Below are 15,994 nucleotides of genomic sequence, written 5' to 3' on the forward strand. Positions count from 1 at the left end.
CGTCCACCGGCTGAGGTGCAAGGCGGAATGGAGGATGGCGCGGTACGGATAGCTTTTGAAAGGGGACGCGCTTAAAATCTTAAAGCTATCCAATGGGATTGCCCTCCAATGGGATTGCCCTCCAATGGGATTGCCCTCCAACGGGATTGAGAGTCCATGTCCGCCTATAAGCCGCCTCTCGATATCCTTGAAGTACTTCATCGTATCGAGTTTGAAGAAGCGCTTGAGCCCGACGACCCCCGCCGCGTCGACACGGCCGAGGCGCGCGGCAGCCAAAAGACCTTGACCCGCCTGGCGCGGAAGCTGGGCTTCCTGATGGACCAGGACCGTTTCCTGCCACCCCTGCAAAAGCATGTGCTGTTCTTCGGCCATGTCGGTACAGGCAAGACGACGGAGCTGAAGTTCTACGGCGCGCGCCTCAAGGACAGCCGGCGTTTCTTGCCGGTTGAGGTGGACGTCGCCAGCGTCCTGGACCGTAACAACCTCCAATACGCCGATCTGCTGATGGCCATGGCCAGCGCGCTGTTACAGGCGCTTGAGCGGGAGGGGATCTCGCTGCCGGACGGCGACGTGAGCGAGCTTGTGGATTGGTTCGCGGAGAAGGTCGAGAAACGCGAGGAGGTTCAGGAATTTACAACCGAGGTCAAGTCCGGCGCCGATGTCGAGGTCGGCGTGCCCCTGCTGACCAAGCTGTTCCTGAAATTCAGCGCGGCCTTCAAGGCGAACGCCACTTATAAGGAGGAACTGCGGCGCGTCATCCGCAATACCTTCACGCAGTTGGCCGGCGCCTTCAACCGCCTGATCCGCGGCGCGGAAGGGGCGCTGGCCAAGCGGTGGGGCAAGGACGCGGTGCGTGTCCTGTTCATCGTCGACGGCACCGACAAGTTGCGGGCCGAGGACAGGCGGCGCCTGTTCGTCGAGGATGCCGAATTGCTTTTGGCGGTGGAGGCGCTGGCGGTCTACACCGCCCCCATCGCCCTGAAATATGAGGACGCGATGGGGGGTCGGCTGGATGCCGATCTCGTGCTGCCCATGATCAAACTTCAGGACAAGGACGGCACCCGGTGCGAGCCCGGCTGGCGGGTGATGCGCGAACTGCTGCTGAAGCGCGCGGACCGATCCCTGTTCGTGGAGGAGGCCGATATCGAGCGCCTGATCGAGCACAGCGGTGGCCACCCGCGAGAGCTGCTGCGCCTGCTGCAACTGTGCTGCGAGTTCGCGGACGACAGGATAGACGCCGGCGTCGTGGCGCAGGCCGTGGCTCAGCTCGCCAGTGAATACCGCCGCCTGCTGGAGCCGGAGGATTACGCCCGGCTGGTTCTGGTCGATAGCCATCCCGTGGATGTCGGCAACGATGAACATGTCCGGCGCTTGCTCTATTGCCTCGCCCTGCTGGAATACAATGACGGATCATGGCGGCGCAGCCACCCGGTTATCCGGACGCTGGACGGTTATCACCGTGCGGCGGCCCGGCCGGCGGCGACATGAACGAGGACGCCGGATCACGGTCCGCCGATGCCCCGCGCGGCGTGGGGGATGGTTTGCCGCCGGCGTGCCAACTGGGCCTTGCCCGCCTCGCCAAGCTGATCCGGGCGCGTCCCGGAAAATTCCAGTTCCTGGTGCTGGATTGCCGCGATGAGCCCCTGCGGGACCGGGTGATCCAAGGTTTGGACGATATCCTTCGCATGATCGGCCAGCCCGCCGCGCGGCTGCGCCTGGACCATTCCGATGTCGCCGCCGTCGAGCGGGATTTGCTTGCCCTCGCCGGTACGCACGCCGTGATCCACGTCATCGGGGGCGCGTCCTGGTTCACCCCCGCCCGCTGGGATGATTTCAACATCCGGCGCGAGGCTGTGGCCCAGCGGGTCCGCGCCGCCCTGCTGTTCTGGCTGGACGAGAGCGCCATCGCCGACCTGGCCGAAACCGCCATCGATCTTTGGGCCTGGCGGGCGGCGGTGATCACCTTCACCGATGGGGCGCGGACGGCGGCCCTGGTCGACGCGGCCGGGCCGCCAAGCCCGCCTCTGCCGGACTTCAGGGAAATTGACAACCGCGCGCGCGCTGAACGCGTGGCCCGCATCGACTATTTGGGCACGGTCCTGCGCGAACCTGACCTTCCCAGCGATGTCCGCATCGGCCTGGCGGTGGAAAGGGGGGACTTGGCGCACAGCATCGGTGACATCGACACCGCCGAATCGGCGTATCGCGAGGCCGCGTCGGTGGCGACGGACGAGGGGAACCACGCCGCCGTCCAGGGCCGGGTTGCCGACATCCTGCAGATGCGGGGGGACTTGGACGAGGCGCTTCGCATCCGACGCGAGGAGCAACTCCCCGTCTATGAGCGCCTGGGCGACGTGCGCGAGCGCGCGGTGACCATGGGCAGGATCGCCGACATCCTCACCACCCGTGGTCAGACCGACGAGGCGCTTCGCATCCGACGCGAGGAGGAACTCCCCGTTTATGAGCGCCTGGGCGACGTGCGCTCGCGCGCGGTGACCATGGGCCAGATCGCCGACATCCTCACCACCCGCGGCCAGACCGACGAGGCCCTCCGCTTATGGCGCGAAGACGTTCTTCCAGCCTTTGATCGCCTGGCCGACGTGCGCTCGCGCGCGGTGACCATGGGCAAGATCGCCGACATCCTCACCACCCGCGGCCAGACCGACGAGGCCCTCCGCTTATGGCGCGAAGACGTTCTTCCCGCCTTTGACCGCCTGGGCGATGTGCGCTCGCGCGCGGTGACCATGGGCCAGATCGCCGACATCCTCACCACCCGCGGCCAGACCGACGAGGCGCTTCGCATCCGACGCGAGGAGGAACTCCCCGTTTATGAGCGCCTGGGCGACGTGGGCTCGCGCGCGGTGACCATGGGCAAGATCGCCGACATCCTCACCACCCGTGGTCAGACCGACGAGGCCCTCCGCTTATGGCGCGAAGACGTTCTTCCAGCCTTTGACCGCCTGGGCGACGTGCGCGAGCGCGCGGTGACCATGGGCAAGATCGCCGACATCCTCACCACCCGTGGTCAGACCGACGGGGCGCTTCGCATCCGACGCGAGGAGCAACTCCCCGTTTATGAGCGCCTGGGCGACGTGCGCTCGCGCGCGGTGACCATGGGCAAGATCGCCGACATCCTCACCACCCGCGGCCAGACCGACGAGGCGCTTCGCATCCGACGCGAGGAGGAACTACCCGTCTATGATCGCCTGGGCGACGTGCGCTCGCGCGCGGTGACCATGGGCAAGATCGCCGACATCCTCACCACCCGTGGTCAGACCGACGAGGCCCTCCGCTTATGGCGCGAAGACGTTCTTCCAGCCTTTGATCGCCTGGGCGACGTGCGCTCGCGCGCGGTGACCAAGGGCAGGATCGCCGACATCCTCACCACCCGCGGCCAGACCGACGAGGCGCTTCGCATCCGACGCGAGGAGGAACTCCCCGTCTATGAGCGCCTGGGCGACGTGCGCTCGCGCGCGGTGACCATGGGCAAGATCGCCGACATCCTCACCACCCGCGGCCAGACCGACGAGGCGCTTCGCATCCGACGTGAGGAGGAACTACCCGTCTATGAGCGCCTGGGCGCCAAGCGTGAGTGGGCAATGACGATGGGGCAGATCGCGGACATGCTGCAAGCGCGGGGCGAAATCGATGAGGCGCGCCGCGTCCGGCGGGAGATGGCGAGTCGCTCGAGCATTGGCCATCGGGAAGAGCGCCTACGGGCGGCGGGGGCGACAGGGGCGGATGGGGCCAGTTGATGGGGCCGCCCCGCAAACGCGAAAGCCCGGCTGGGCTTTCGCCAACCGGGCTTTCGGATTTGGTGGAGCTAAGCGGGATCGAACCGCTGACCTCTACAATGCCATTGTAGCGCTCTCCCAGCTGAGCTATAGCCCCGAACCTTTTAAGTCGGTCCCGCCATCTGGGCTCCCCGAGGGGAGGGCGGCGGTGAGGCCGGGAATATGCGCAGATGCGGGGCGGAGATCAAGCGTTCAATTTCGCCCGCGACCCTGGCATGTCTTTCAATCATGTGACAGCCGCTTCCGCGCCCAGGTCGCCCGCAAAAGCCATGACATCCAAGAAAAACGCCGACTGTCCCCAGTCGATGGCGTAGGAAAAACAAAAGGCCGGCTGAGTCGTCAGCCGGCCTTTTGAATTTTGGTGGAGCTAAGCGGGATCGAACCGCTGACCTCTACAATGCCATTGTAGCGCTCTCCCAGCTGAGCTATAGCCCCAAAACCATTTTTAACTCGTACCGCGCCGCCTGGGGGCTGGCGTGGTGTGGGCGGGAATATGCTCAGATGCGTCGGCCGGATCAAGGGAAAAATTCGGGAATTCGAACTTTTTTTGCTGCGCGGCCAACGCCCTGATTTTCCTCACACTTTAGCGGTCCTCGTCGCCACCTTCGACGTCGACCACCTCACCCACGTCATCCTCGTCGCCCAGTTCCTCGGCGTCCTCCAGCAGGACGTCCTCGTCATCGTCGCCGGGGACATCGTCGGCGACCTCGGCCTCTTCCAGGTCATCGACCTCCAGATCGACCTCGGCTTCCTCCAGGACTTCTTCCTTCTCCTCGTCCTCGACCTCGACGCCGGTGTCCTCGTCATCCAGGACGGGCTTCTTGGTGTCGTCGGCCAGGATCGGGCGCGCCCGGCGGGACTTCAGCAGCGCCTCCGGATCGAACACGGTCGAGCACGAGGGGCAGGTCGGCGGGTTCTTCCGCATGTCGTAATAGCGGGTGCCGCAGTTCGGGCAGATCCGCTTCGTGCCCCATTCCGGTTTCGCCACGGCAATCCTCCATGAAAACACGCGTGGCGACGGCCCGGGCCGGCCATATCCACGCCTCATATAAAAAGGTACAGGAGCGGGCGTTTGCCATGAAGCCCGGCCCCTGTCAAACGTGAATCCGCGAACACACCCCCAAGGGTGCGCTTTCGCCCCGTGCGATGGCGCGCGCGGCCCCCGCCGGCGGTCGCTGGCGCCTTGCGCCGCCGCCGGGGCGGGGCCATCCTTCCCGGTGTATCTCCTTCCAGCCCAGGGACTCCATTCCTCTCAATGGTCGCCCACATGTCCGCCTCCGCCCACCCTGACGCCATGCCCACCTGGACCTCCGCCCCGGTTTCCACAATCAGTGGTTATGCGGCGGTACCGGGCGATCCGGCCGTGGCCGTCCGCGCCCTGGTCCTGGCGGCCCTCACCGTGGGGGAAAGCCGGGTGGCTGGCGCGCCCCTGGCTGGGCTGGGGCCGCTGGTCCAGGCGTTGCGCACCCTGGGCGCGCGGGTCGAGGACGGCGGGGAGGGCGCCTGGCATGTGCGTGGCGTGGGCGTGGGGGGGCTGCGTCAGGCGGCGGGGCTGCTGGATCTGGAAGGTGACGGCCTGGCCTTCGCCCTGTTGTCCGGGGTGCTGGCGACGCAGGCGGGGGAAACCTTCCTCACCACCCGCCATCCCGGCGCGGCGGCCTTCCTGAAGGCGACCCTGCCGCCGCTGGCCCGCATGGGGGCGGCTTTCACCCCCGCCGGCGACGGCCTGGGCGGCGTCCGCCCGCCGCTGCTGCTGCGCGGCACGGCCCGCGCGGTGCCGGTGGACCACAGGCCGCTGGCGCCGGTGGCCTGCGATGCCAAGTCCGCCCTGCTGCTGGCGGCCCTCAACATCGCCGGCCGCACCACGGTGGTGGAGGAGACGCCCACCGCCGATCATACCGAACGCCTGCTGCGCCAGTTCGGCGCCGCCCTCGTCACCCGGCGCCAGCCGGATGGCGCCTGGGCCGTCAGCGTGGATGGCCAGCGGGAGCTGCGGCCCGCCGTGGTGGCCCTGCCGGGGGACGCTGCCTTGGCCGGTGCGGCCTTGGCGGCGGCGATGCTGCGGCCGGGCTCGGATGTCACCCTGACGGGCGTTGGCGTCGGGGAACATCGCGGCGCTCTGTTCCCGGTGCTGCGCGCCATGGGCGCCGACCTGACGATGCGCCCCACCGCCACCACCGGGGCGGGGGAACCCATGGCCGACCTGCGGCTGTCCGCATCCGGGCGGGCGATGCCCGGCGGTGAGGTCGAGGCCGGGGCCCTCACCCAAGGGGAACTGGCGCTCGCGGCGGTGGTGGCCGCGCGCACCCTGGGAACCACCACACTGCGCGGCTTGGCGCCTGGGGCGGTTCGCGCGGCGGCGGCGCTGGTCCCGGTTCTGGCCGCCTGCGGCGTCTCCGCGACGGCGGGCGCCGACGTCCTGGTCATCACCGGCGACGGTCAGCCCCCCACCGGCGGAGCCACGGTGACCGTGGGCGCCGAGATGGCGCCCGCCTTCCTGGCGCTGGGCGCCGCCGCGGCCCGCCCCATCGCCGTGCGCGCGGACACCGGCCCGGACGCCGCGCGCCTGTTGAACATGCTGGGCGCCGCGATCACGCCAGGATGACAGGGGCCGCCTGGGCCGCTCGCCCGCGCTTGCCAGGTGGGGGCGGGCGGTGTTAGCCACGCGCCAGTCCACCGGCGCCCCTCCCGACCAGCAGGCCCCCGTCCCATGACCACGCTGATGACCTCGTCCCCCTCCTTCATCGTCGCCATCGATGGCCCGGCCGCCAGCGGCAAGGGCACCCTGGCCCGCCGCTTGGCCGCCACCCTCGGGTTCGCCCATCTGGATACCGGCGCGCTGTACCGCGCGGTGGGGTTGTCGCTGCTGCGGGCCGGCCATGCGCCGGAGGACGGGGCGGCCGCCATCGCCGCCGCCCGCGGCCTGGACGCCGCCACCGTCCTGCCCCTGATGAATGACCCGGCGCTGCGCCAGGACGTGGTGGCGGTGGCCGCCTCCAAGGTCTCGGTGGTGCCCGAGGTGCGGGCCGCCCTGTTGGATTTCCAGCGGGATTTCGCCAACCACCCGCCCGGCGGCGCGCCCGGAACAGTGTCCCGGGGGGCGGTGCTGGACGGCCGCGACGTGGGCACGGTGGTCTGCCCCCAGGCGCCGGCCAAGCTGTTCGTGACCGCCGACGTTGAGGTGCGCGCCCGTCGCCGTTTGTCGGAGTTGCGCAATACTGGCGCGGAGGCTATATACGATGCCGTCCTGGAGGACATGAAAGTCCGTGATGCGCGTGACAGTCAACGGGCGGTGGCACCGCTGAAGCCCGCTGTCGACGCGTTTTTGCTTGATACGTCCATGATGGATGCCGACCAGGCGTTCATCGCCGCCATGGACTTCATCCGCTCCAGACCCGCGTTTCCCGACTTCCTTTAAAACGGACGGTTAGGCCGCGCGGCCCCCAACTCAACCCAAGTCGCCGGGCATGGTGTCCGACGCCATGGGCCAAGTTAACCTCCTGTCGGCCGGGCGTCTGCCGGGGGGTTGGAACGGGCCTGTGCTGGATCCACTCAAGGAGTTTAAATGGCCCAGGTTTCCGCCGCCAAGTCCCAAGACCGTGGGATGAAGGAAAGTTTCGCCGCCCTTCTGGAAGAGTCGCTCGGCACGAGCGAGAGCCTCGAAGGTACGGTGGTCAAGGGCACCGTTCTCAGCATCGAGAACGACATGGTGCTCATCGACGTTGGCCTGAAGTCCGAAGGCCGGGTCGCGCTGAAGGAATTCGCCGTCCCCGGTCAGCCGGTTGAGCTGAAGGTTGGCGACACGGTCGAGGTTTACCTCGAGCGCATGGAAGACAAGCACGGCGAAGCCATGCTGTCGCGCGAGAAGGCCAAGCGCGAAGAGGCCTGGACCCAGCTGGAGCGCGCGTTCACCGAACAGCAGCGCGTCACCGGCATCATCTTCGGCCGCGTCAAGGGCGGTTTCACGGTCGACCTGTCGGGCGCCGTGGCCTTCCTGCCGGGCAGCCAGGTGGACATCCGCCCGGTGCGCGACATCTCCCCGCTGATGGGCACCCCGCAGCCCTTCCAGATCCTGAAGATGGACCGCTCGCGCGGCAACATCGTCGTGTCGCGTCGCGCCGTTCTGGAAGAGAGCCGCGCCGAGGCCCGTTCGGAGCTGGTGGCCAACCTGAAGGAAGGCCAGGTTCTGCAGGGCGTGGTCAAGAACATCACCGACTACGGCGCGTTCGTGGATCTGGGTGGTGTCGACGGCCTGCTGCACGTCACCGACATCGCCTGGCGCCGCATCAACCATCCGTCGGAAGCCCTGCAGATCGGCCAGACCGTCACGGTCCAGGTCGTCCGCTTCAACTCCGAAACCCAGCGCATCAGCCTGGGCATGAAGCAGCTTGAGGCTGATCCGTGGGAAGGCGTGGAAGCCAAGTACCCGGTCGGCGCCAAGTTCAAGGGCCGCGTCACCAACATCACCGACTACGGCGCCTTCGTGGAGCTGGAGCCCGGCATCGAGGGTCTGGTGCACGTCTCCGAGATGTCCTGGACCAAGAAGAACGTCCACCCCGGCAAGATCGTCTCCACCTCTCAGGAGGTCGAGGTCATGGTGCTGGACGTGGATCCGCAGAAGCGCCGCATCTCCCTGGGCCTCAAGCAGTGCCTGGACAACCCGTGGGAGACGTTCGTCGACAAGTTCCCGGCTGGCACCGAGCTGGAAGGCGAGGTCAAGAACATCACCGAGTTCGGTCTGTTCGTTGGTCTGCCGGGCGACATCGACGGCATGGTCCACATGTCCGACCTCGACTGGAACAAGTCGGGTGAAGAAGCCATCCAGGACTACAAGAAGGGCGATCACGTCCGCGTGAAGGTCCTGGACGTCGACGTGGAAAAGGAACGCATCAGCCTGGGCATCAAGCAGCTGGCCAGCGATCCGTTCGAAGCCACCGTCGCCGGCGTCAAGAAGAACGACGTCGTCACCTGCACCGTCACCGCCATCACCGAGGGCGGCATCGAGGTGTCGGTCGTCGACGGCTTCACCGGCTTCATCCGCAAGTCCGACCTGTCGCGTGAGCGTTCCGAGCAGCGCCCGGACCGTTTCGCCGTCGGCGAGAAGGTCGACGCCAAGGTCACGCAGATCGATCGCGCCAGCCGCAAGATCGGCCTGTCGATCAAGGCGAAGGAAGTCGAGGAAGAGAAGCAGGCGATGGCCGAGTTCGGTTCGTCCGACTCGGGCGCCTCGCTGGGCGACATCCTGGGCGCCGCGCTCAAGCGCGCCCAGAAGGACAAGGACGAGGCCTGAGATTTGGTCCGTCAGGACTGAGTTTCAGGACCCAACCGGGTCTTGAGTAAGAAAGGGCCGTCCCTGGGCAACTGGGGACGGCCTTTTTCTTTGCCTGGATGCCGCATCCCCCTCCCACCGTCCCAAATGGCCGACGCCCCCTACGCCGGGCGCTAGAGGCGATCGAGCAGCGATAATGCAAGAGTATGAAGACCTTACCCTTGCCAGGACCGGTCCGCTCCGGCACAGTTGGGGCAGGATGGGCGGTGATGGAAAACCGTGACCGCCAGGCCAGGGTGGATGTACATCCCGGCCGTCATCCTGCCGGGAGGCACCAACGACACGATAAAGATAGCGGCCCCAAGGATCGGGACCGATTGCCCAAGGGGGAATTGCCGATGACCAAGTCGGAACTCATCATGCGGCTGGCGGAACTCAATCCGCACCTCTACCAGCGCGACGTGGAAAAGATCGTCACCACCATCTTTGACGAGATCACCGAAGCCCTTGCCCGGGGCGACCGGGTGGAACTGCGCGGTTTCGGCGCCTTTTCCGTGAAGCGGCGCGACGCCCGCACGGGCCGCAACCCGCGCACCGGCCAAGCGGTGGACGTGGAGGAGAAGTTCATTCCCTTCTTCAAGACGGGCAAGCAACTGCGGGAGCAGTTGAACACGGATTGATCGGCCCCATTTGTGGTGCCCGGCCCCGGCGATCGCCGGGGCCCTCGTACGCCGCCATCGGGCGGCCGTCTTGATTCCGGGACGGCCCCAAGGCGGCCTTAAGTCAGTGGAGCGGCAGGTGTTGCGCTACCTTTCCTGGATCGTGTCCATCCCCCTGGCCCTGGTCGCCATCGATTTCGCCATCGTGAATGAAGAGGTGGTGAGGCTGGCGCTGTGGCCGCTGGACGGGGCCGTCGTGGCGCCCTCTTTCGCCGTGGTGTTCGTGTCCATGCTGGTGGGCTTCCTGGCCGGTGGCCTGGTGTCCTGGCTGTCGGCAGGCAAGCACCGCCGCGCCCTGCGCAAGGAACGGGCGCGGGGCGACCAGCTGCAGCGCGACCTGGATGCCGCCCGCCTCCATGCCGCCGATTTGGAAAAGCGCATCGCGGCCGCCGACCGCGCCGCGGGGGTGGCGGCCGCCCCGTCGTCCGACGTGCGGGTGATGTCGCTGCGCTAGTTCGGTTTGCCCTCAAGCGCCGGGCGCGGCCATCCGGCCGCTTGGTTTCCTCGATTTCCAACCCGCTGTCGCTCCCCGGAAATCTCCGGCGGATGCGGTCGCATCTTACGGCGGCACGTCATGCCGCCGGTGCCAGGTACGGCGGTCCTCAGCGGGCCGCCTTTTCCTTTTCCGGCATGGCCTTCTCATCCGCCAGCCGCTTGTCCAGGCGGGCCGTCACCGCCTCGCCGTAGCGATGGCAGGCGGCCTCATCCACCAAGGGCAGGGTGGCGTTGGGGCCCAATCGCTTCCACATCTGCGAGGCGTCGGGGTGGGGCGTCAGCAGGATATCGCAGGGCAGGGCGGCCACGGTGGCGATGGCCTGGCGGAAGCGGGCCAGCACGCCGGGATGCGCCGCGTCGTCGGAATAGCGGTAGACGTCGTCGGTGTAGGCGCTGAGGCTGTCGGCGTAGACCATATGATGGCAGCGGCCATCCTGGCAGCTGTCCCAGGTCCAGGTGGTGGCACCCGGCGTGTGCCCCGGCGTGGCGTGGGCGGTCAGCCGGATTGGCCCCAGGCTCACCACCTCGCCATCCGCCAGCCGCTTCACCTGCGGGATGGCGGGGAAGCCGCCGATGCTCAGATATTGCGGATCGCCCCGGTCGCCCTTGCCATGCTCCAGCGCGTCGGCGGCCGCGGACAGCGCCATGACCGTGGCGCCCGAGTCGCGCCGCAACTGGTCGATACCGCCGGCATGGTCCAGATGCTCATGGCTGTTCAGGATGATGCGCACGTCCTTCATGCGGAAGCCCAGGGCGCGGATGTTGGCCTCGATCAGCGGGGCCGCCTTCTCCGTTGCGCCATCGATCAGCACATGGCCCTGGGGAGAGGTGATGAGGATGGAGGACAGGCCGCAGGTGCCGACGTACCAGGAGTCGGCATAGATGTGCAGCGGCGCCGCCGGCATGTTCCAGTCCGCCCCCTCCGGGCAGGCCGCCGCCGGGTGCGGGGGCGTCGTTCGGGCCGGCTCGGCCGCGAACGCGGGGGCAGCGGCGCCGCACAACAGAAGGGCGGCGACGGCGAGGCGCGGGGTCATTGGGGCGATCCAGAGGCTGGAGAGAGAAACTTTCGCGTGTGTGATCGCCAATTCTGGCTAAAAAAGGGCGGCCGGCCCCTCGGGCCTGGCGCCGGCCGCCCCCATTTACTGCTACCGGGGCCGGCGCTTGCGGCCGCGCCAGTCGGGCTTGCGCGCGCCATCGGTCGAGGGTCGGTTGGCGGCGGCCTTTGGCGGGCGGTTGCCGCGCACGGCGCGATAGCGGTCCACCAGGGCGATGAAGGGGGCCCGGAGCCGTTCCACCAGGGTGTCGTCGCCCTCCAGCTTGGCCAAGGCGAAGGCCCCGGCCTCCAGCGTCGACACGCTTTCCCGTCGGGGTTCGCGCCGCAGGTTGCCATAGGCGGAGACGAAATCCGGATGGACGATCAGGCGGCGCAGCTTCAGCAGCCAGGCGTTACGCCACCACAGGGCCTTGGCCTGCGACCATGACCCGTCCAGCAGGATGAGTCCCTCCAGGTCGGCCAGCGCGGTCGGGTCCTCCACCGTCTGGCCCTTCTTGTCCACCAGCCGCACGGTTCCGGGCGGCGTGGCCGTGGCATCATCGCCGGAGCCCATGTAGAGCACGGCCCAGCGGCGCGGGTCGGCCTCCGCTCCCGCCTTGTCCCGGCCGAGCGCCTTGGCCAGGTTGGGCCAGGACAGGCCCACCTTCAGCCGGCCGCGCGCCAGCCCCAGGGTCAGCAGGCGGGCGCTGCCCAGTTCCACGTCCTGCTCCTGGGGATGCTGCAGCACCAGCACCTCCAGCCGCGTCTGGATGGGCTCGATGCCCTGGCAGACGCAGAGGTCCAGGGGTTTGGCGCAGCGCGGGCAGACAGCCGCCCCGTCGGCCAGATCCTGGGTGGGGGCCGCCGGGGCTGGGGCCGGGGGCGCGGGTTGTTCCACGGGCGGCGGGGTGTCTTCGGTCATATCAACCAACAATCTCTTTCATGAATCCAACCCACGCCCACGCGTTCCTCCCCGACATCCTGCGGAAGGGGGCGGTGGGCCGCGGTGCATGGGCCGATTAGTGCCTGCGACGACGGGGCCTGCACGCGGGGCTTGACGGCGGGCCCGGCAGGCGTTGACCTGGACCGGACGGGCATCGCCCGTCAAGATGCCAGCACAGCCCCCTCCGGTATACAGCCATGGCCACCGTCACCGTTCTGCCCCGCCGCTTCACCTCCCCGCCCACGCTGGAGGAGATCGAACGCCTGGCGACCGACGCCATCGCGTCCATCCCGCCCGAACTGCGGGTTCACATGGGCAATATGATCGTGCGGGTCGAGGAATTTCCGGACGAGGAGACTGAGCGGGAGATGGCGCTGGAAACGCCGTTCGACATCCTGGGCCTCTATCGCGGCGTGTCCTTGCCCCAGCGGGGCGCCAACGACGCCAGCCACGGGCCGGACATGATCTTCCTCTATCGCCGGCCGCTGCTGGACTATTGGTGCGAGACGGGGGAGGATCTGGCGGACCTGGTGCTGAACGTCATGGTGCATGAGATCGGCCACCATTTCGGCTTCTCCGACGAGGATATGTACGGCATCGAAGCCAACGATCCCTGAGGCGAGGGCCGGCCGCTTATAAAAAACCGGGGGGCTGGCGGTACCTTGCCGCCGGCCGGAACATGGGGGTGGGGTGATGGCATTCGTGTGGACCGGTCTGGTCACACTGTTCGCGCTGTTCGTTTACTTCTGGACCATCGGCCAGGTCAGCCGGGCGCGGGGCAAGCATGGAATCGCGCCGCCCTCGGTGGATGGACCGCCGGACTTCCAGCGGGTCCTGCGCGTGCAGACCAATACGACGGAGCAGCTGGTGCTGTTCCTGCCGGCCCTGTGGCTGGCCGCCAATGTCTGGGGCGATCACACGGCCGCCTTGATCGGCGTGGTGTGGCCCATCGGCCGGGTGCTGTACGCCGTTGGCTATTATGCCGAGGCCAAGAAGCGCACCACCGGCTTCAGCCTGTCCATCTTCGCCACGCTGGTCCTGCTGGTCGGCAGCCTGATCGGCCTGGTGCGCTCCCTGTTGGGCATCTAGCTCAGCTGCCGGGCTGCAGCGTGGCGTCCGCCAGGCGGTAATACAGGCCGTTATCGTCATCGCCCACCATGTGCAGCGTGCCCGTCAGGGTGATGGGCTCGCTGGTCATGGCGATGGGGGCGCTGGTCCTCACCTCCATCAGGTCGGCGGGGCCGGGCGGCGGGCAGAAGGGGCAACTGGGCGCCATGGCGCTCAGCAGGAAATGACCCGACTTCTCCTTCTGCTCCAACGGGATGATGAAGCCGGCGATGGTCAGGGGCTTGCCCTCGAGCGCCTGCACCTCCGGGCCGAAGGCGGCGCGCACGCGCAGCAGGCCGTTGTCCATGCTGTGCACCTCCTTGACGTCGGCCAGCTTGTCCCAGCCCAGGGTCGCCTTGGGGATATTGGCCTGAACGGCGGCGGCCGTGCCCGGCGCCGGGGTCGCGGGCGCCGCCGCCTTCTTATCGGCCGCCAGGGCGGGCGTTCCGGCGGCTGTGATCCCGGCGGTGACAGCGGCGACCGCCATCATCAGGACGGCGGCGACCCTGCGCTTGGCCTGAAGCGTCATGACGAAATCCTTTCCTCGCAACAACTGCCTTGGTCTTCCTGGCCCCTAATCATGGCTGATCGAAGGCCGGTCTTCGCTGTTGGCGGCGCCATCCGGGGCGCGCCCGTTGCCGGCCTGGGATCCGAGGGGTGAGGACATCGCTGACTCACCCCCGCGACAGCACCGCCGACACGTCCGTGCGGTAGGCCTGGATGGCCGGCACCAGGGCGGCGAGGACCGACAGGCCGGCCGCCAGGATCAGAAGATAGGGTTCCGTGGCCGGAAACTGGAGTCCCGTGATGCCCATGTCGCGGGCCTGGGGCACCAAGCGACCCGCCAGTTCCACCGCGCTATGGCCCAGGACCAGGCCCAGGGCCGTGCCGGCGGTGCCCATGGCCAGCGCCTCCGCCAGCAACAGGCCCGAGATGCGGGTCCGGGTGGCGCCCAGCGCCCGCATGACCGCCAAATCGTAGCGCCGCGCCTGGGTGGCGTTGTAGAGCGCCACGAAGATGCTGAGCGCGGAGGATGCGACCAGGAGCAACCCGAAGCCCCGCACCGTGTCGGTGCCGATGCCCACCAGCGACAGCAGGCGCGTCATTTCCGCCGCCGGTGAGGCCGCCTGCAGGACGCTGCCGGTGTTGATGCGCCGGGGCAGCAGGGCGGCGGCGATGGGGGAACGGTAGCGCAGCAGGACGGAGGTCACCTCGCGCTCGGGCGCCTGCTGGGCCGGCTCGGCGCCGTCCGCCTGATGCTCGTGCGCGTCATGGTCATCGCCGTCATGGTGGTGATGGTGCGCGTCGTGCACCGCCCAGACGCTGTCGATGGGGGTCAGCACCAGGCGGTCGACCACGCCGCCGGTGGGGGCCAGGATGCCGACCACGGTGTAGGGCATGCCCTCGTGCACGGCGCCCCCGGCCGACAGGCCGTGGTTGCCGTTGAACTGGTCGCCCACCTTCAGGCCGGCGGCACGGGCCACCTGCGCGCCCACCGTCACCTCCATGGGCGCTTGCCACAACCGGCCCTCCGCCACCTGGGCGTGGCGCAGCGCCACGAAGGACGGGTCGGTGCCGACGATGCGGTACCCCCGGAAGCTGTCGCCCAGGGCCAGCGGTACCGCCTGGGCCACCAGCGGGTCGGCCGCCAGCGCCTGGGCCTGGGACAGCGGGATGTTCCCGGTGGGGATGTCGATCTGGTACAGCGCGGACAGGATCAGTTGCAGCGGGCTGCCCTTGGCGCCCACCACCAGATCCACCCCGGCCGCGTCCTTGGCCAGGCGGTCCTGCAGCTGCGTGCCCACCAGGATCAGCACGACGATGGTCCCCACCCCCAGGGCCAGCAGCGCCACGTTCAGGCAGGTGGTGAGGGCGGAGCGCTTCAGATAGGCCCAGGCCAAGCCAAGGGTGTTCATGCGGCGTGACCTTCCTTGGGGGCCCGCCCGACCGGGGCGCTCAGTTTCGGCAGCTCCAGCCGGTCGGTGATGCGGGCGCGGGTGCGTTCGTCATGGGTGGCGACCAGCAGGGTGGCGCCGCACACCGTCGCCTGTTCCAGCAGCAGGTCCAGCACCAGGCCGCAATTCTCGTCATCCAGGGCGGAGGTCGGCTCGTCCGCCAGGATCAGCTTCGGTGCGGTGACCACGGCGCGGGCGATGGCCACGCGCTGCTTTTCCCCCTGGCTCAGATGCTCCGGCTTGGCCGACAGGCGGGCGCCCAGCCCCACCCGGTCCAGCGCCTGCGCCACGGCGCGGGCATCGCGCGGCAACCCGGCCAGCCAGCGCGCCAGATGCAGATTCTGCCCCACGTCCAGGGCGGGCACCAGGTGCAGGGTCTGGAAAACGATGCCGATCAGGCGGCCGCGCAGGCGGTCTCGCCCGGCGGCGTTCAGGTCCCACATCGCCTGGCCGTCCAGCAGGATGCGGCCCTGGTCCGGCCGCTTCAGCCCCGCCAGCGCGTGGATCAGGGTGGTCTTGCCGCTGCCGCTGGGGCCCAGCAGCAGGCAATGCCGGCCGGCCTCGACCGACCAATGGGGAATGTCCAACACCGGCCGGCCCGCGATGGCGTGGCGCAGGCCGTCAACCTCAATCAGGGGCATGGGGAAACCTGTCCTGCCGCGTTGCCGACGCCCCGGGG

15 protein-coding genes and 2 tRNA genes are annotated in these 15,994 nt (G+C 68.4%); 9 read left to right on the top strand and 8 right to left on the bottom strand.

What is annotated here, in order from left to right; genetic code table 11:
• Positions 1-156 precede the first annotated feature (156 nt).
• Together FBZ90_RS20595 and FBZ90_RS20600 are read left to right on the top strand one after the other, a co-directional pair.
• Entirely contained in the window at positions 157-1,488 is a 1,332-nt protein-coding gene (locus FBZ90_RS20595; protein WP_145734864.1) for an ATP-binding protein, read from the top strand.
• Positions 1,485-3,755 (top strand): tetratricopeptide repeat protein, encoded by a 2,271-nt coding sequence (locus FBZ90_RS20600; protein WP_145734865.1) that lies wholly within the window; start codon positions 1,485-1,487, stop codon positions 3,753-3,755. Before FBZ90_RS20595 ends, FBZ90_RS20600 begins: the two co-directional genes overlap by 4 nt.
• Before the next feature lie 60 nt (positions 3,756-3,815).
• Here FBZ90_RS20600 and FBZ90_RS20605 read toward each other — a convergent pair.
• From FBZ90_RS20605 to FBZ90_RS20615, 3 genes are all read right to left on the bottom strand, one after another.
• Positions 3,816-3,891 (bottom strand) — tRNA-Ala (locus FBZ90_RS20605).
• A 262-nt stretch (positions 3,892-4,153) separates the two neighbouring features.
• Positions 4,154-4,229, bottom strand: a tRNA-Ala gene (locus FBZ90_RS20610).
• Between the two features lie 148 nt (positions 4,230-4,377).
• Positions 4,378-4,782: a TIGR02300 family protein gene (locus FBZ90_RS20615; RefSeq protein WP_145734866.1), complete on the bottom strand. Its 405-nt coding sequence runs from the start codon at positions 4,780-4,782 to the stop codon at positions 4,378-4,380.
• 279 nt (positions 4,783-5,061) lie between these two features.
• Between FBZ90_RS20615 and FBZ90_RS20620 the strand changes: the two genes are divergently transcribed.
• From FBZ90_RS20620 to FBZ90_RS20640, 5 genes are all read left to right on the top strand, one after another.
• Complete coding sequence (locus FBZ90_RS20620) at positions 5,062-6,399, top strand: 3-phosphoshikimate 1-carboxyvinyltransferase (protein ID WP_186455957.1); 1,338 nt, start codon at positions 5,062-5,064, stop codon at positions 6,397-6,399.
• A 105-nt stretch (positions 6,400-6,504) separates the two neighbouring features.
• The gene (gene cmk, locus FBZ90_RS20625) at positions 6,505-7,212 is read left to right on the top strand and encodes a (d)CMP kinase (protein ID WP_420872613.1); all 708 of its coding nucleotides are present in this window, start codon (positions 6,505-6,507) and stop codon (positions 7,210-7,212) included.
• 147 nt (positions 7,213-7,359) lie between these two features.
• Positions 7,360-9,084, top strand: a complete 1,725-nt coding sequence (gene rpsA, locus FBZ90_RS20630; RefSeq protein WP_145734868.1) for a 30S ribosomal protein S1 — start codon at positions 7,360-7,362, stop codon at positions 9,082-9,084.
• Between the two features lie 377 nt (positions 9,085-9,461).
• A complete protein-coding gene (ihfB, locus tag FBZ90_RS20635; RefSeq protein ID WP_044564159.1) occupies positions 9,462-9,743 on the top strand; it encodes an integration host factor subunit beta in 282 nt (93 codons plus the stop codon).
• 118 nt (positions 9,744-9,861) lie between these two features.
• On the top strand, positions 9,862-10,236 hold the full coding sequence (locus FBZ90_RS20640; RefSeq protein WP_186455958.1) for a lipopolysaccharide assembly protein LapA domain-containing protein: 375 nt from the start codon (positions 9,862-9,864) through the stop codon (positions 10,234-10,236).
• A gap of 148 nt (positions 10,237-10,384) precedes the next feature.
• On the opposite strand, the gene bla is transcribed toward FBZ90_RS20640, so the two are convergent.
• A complete protein-coding gene (gene bla, locus FBZ90_RS20645; RefSeq protein ID WP_145734870.1) occupies positions 10,385-11,311 on the bottom strand; it encodes a subclass B3 metallo-beta-lactamase in 927 nt (308 codons plus the stop codon).
• Between the two features lie 111 nt (positions 11,312-11,422).
• A complete protein-coding gene (locus tag FBZ90_RS20650) occupies positions 11,423-12,232 on the bottom strand; it encodes a tRNA-uridine aminocarboxypropyltransferase (RefSeq protein ID WP_145734871.1) in 810 nt (269 codons plus the stop codon).
• A 218-nt stretch (positions 12,233-12,450) separates the two neighbouring features.
• Here FBZ90_RS20650 and FBZ90_RS20655 point away from each other — a divergent pair, with 218 nt between their 5' ends.
• Positions 12,451-12,870: a metallopeptidase family protein gene (locus FBZ90_RS20655; RefSeq protein ID WP_145734872.1), complete on the top strand. Its 420-nt coding sequence runs from the start codon at positions 12,451-12,453 to the stop codon at positions 12,868-12,870.
• Between the two features lie 76 nt (positions 12,871-12,946).
• Positions 12,947-13,342 carry an MAPEG family protein gene (locus FBZ90_RS20660; RefSeq protein ID WP_186455959.1) on the top strand — a complete coding sequence of 132 codons (396 nt, stop codon included), beginning with the start codon at positions 12,947-12,949 and terminating at the stop codon, positions 13,340-13,342.
• Between the two features lies 1 nt (position 13,343).
• Here FBZ90_RS20660 and FBZ90_RS20665 read toward each other — a convergent pair whose 3' ends face one another.
• The 3 genes from FBZ90_RS20665 to FBZ90_RS20675 form a co-directional block, all read right to left on the bottom strand.
• Positions 13,344-13,889, bottom strand: a complete 546-nt coding sequence (locus FBZ90_RS20665) for a DUF3299 domain-containing protein (protein WP_145734874.1) — start codon at positions 13,887-13,889, stop codon at positions 13,344-13,346.
• Between the two features lie 145 nt (positions 13,890-14,034).
• The gene (locus FBZ90_RS20670; RefSeq protein WP_145734875.1) at positions 14,035-15,276 is read right to left on the bottom strand and encodes an ABC transporter permease; all 1,242 of its coding nucleotides are present in this window, start codon (positions 15,274-15,276) and stop codon (positions 14,035-14,037) included.
• Positions 15,273-15,956, bottom strand: a complete 684-nt coding sequence (locus tag FBZ90_RS20675; RefSeq protein ID WP_145734876.1) for an ABC transporter ATP-binding protein — start codon at positions 15,954-15,956, stop codon at positions 15,273-15,275. Before FBZ90_RS20675 ends, FBZ90_RS20670 begins: the two co-directional genes overlap by 4 nt.
• Positions 15,957-15,994 lie beyond the last annotated feature (38 nt).

Origin of the sequence: Nitrospirillum pindoramense, from assembly GCF_007827955.1 — a bacterium.
Classification (GTDB): domain Bacteria; phylum Pseudomonadota; class Alphaproteobacteria; order Azospirillales; family Azospirillaceae; genus Nitrospirillum; species Nitrospirillum amazonense_B.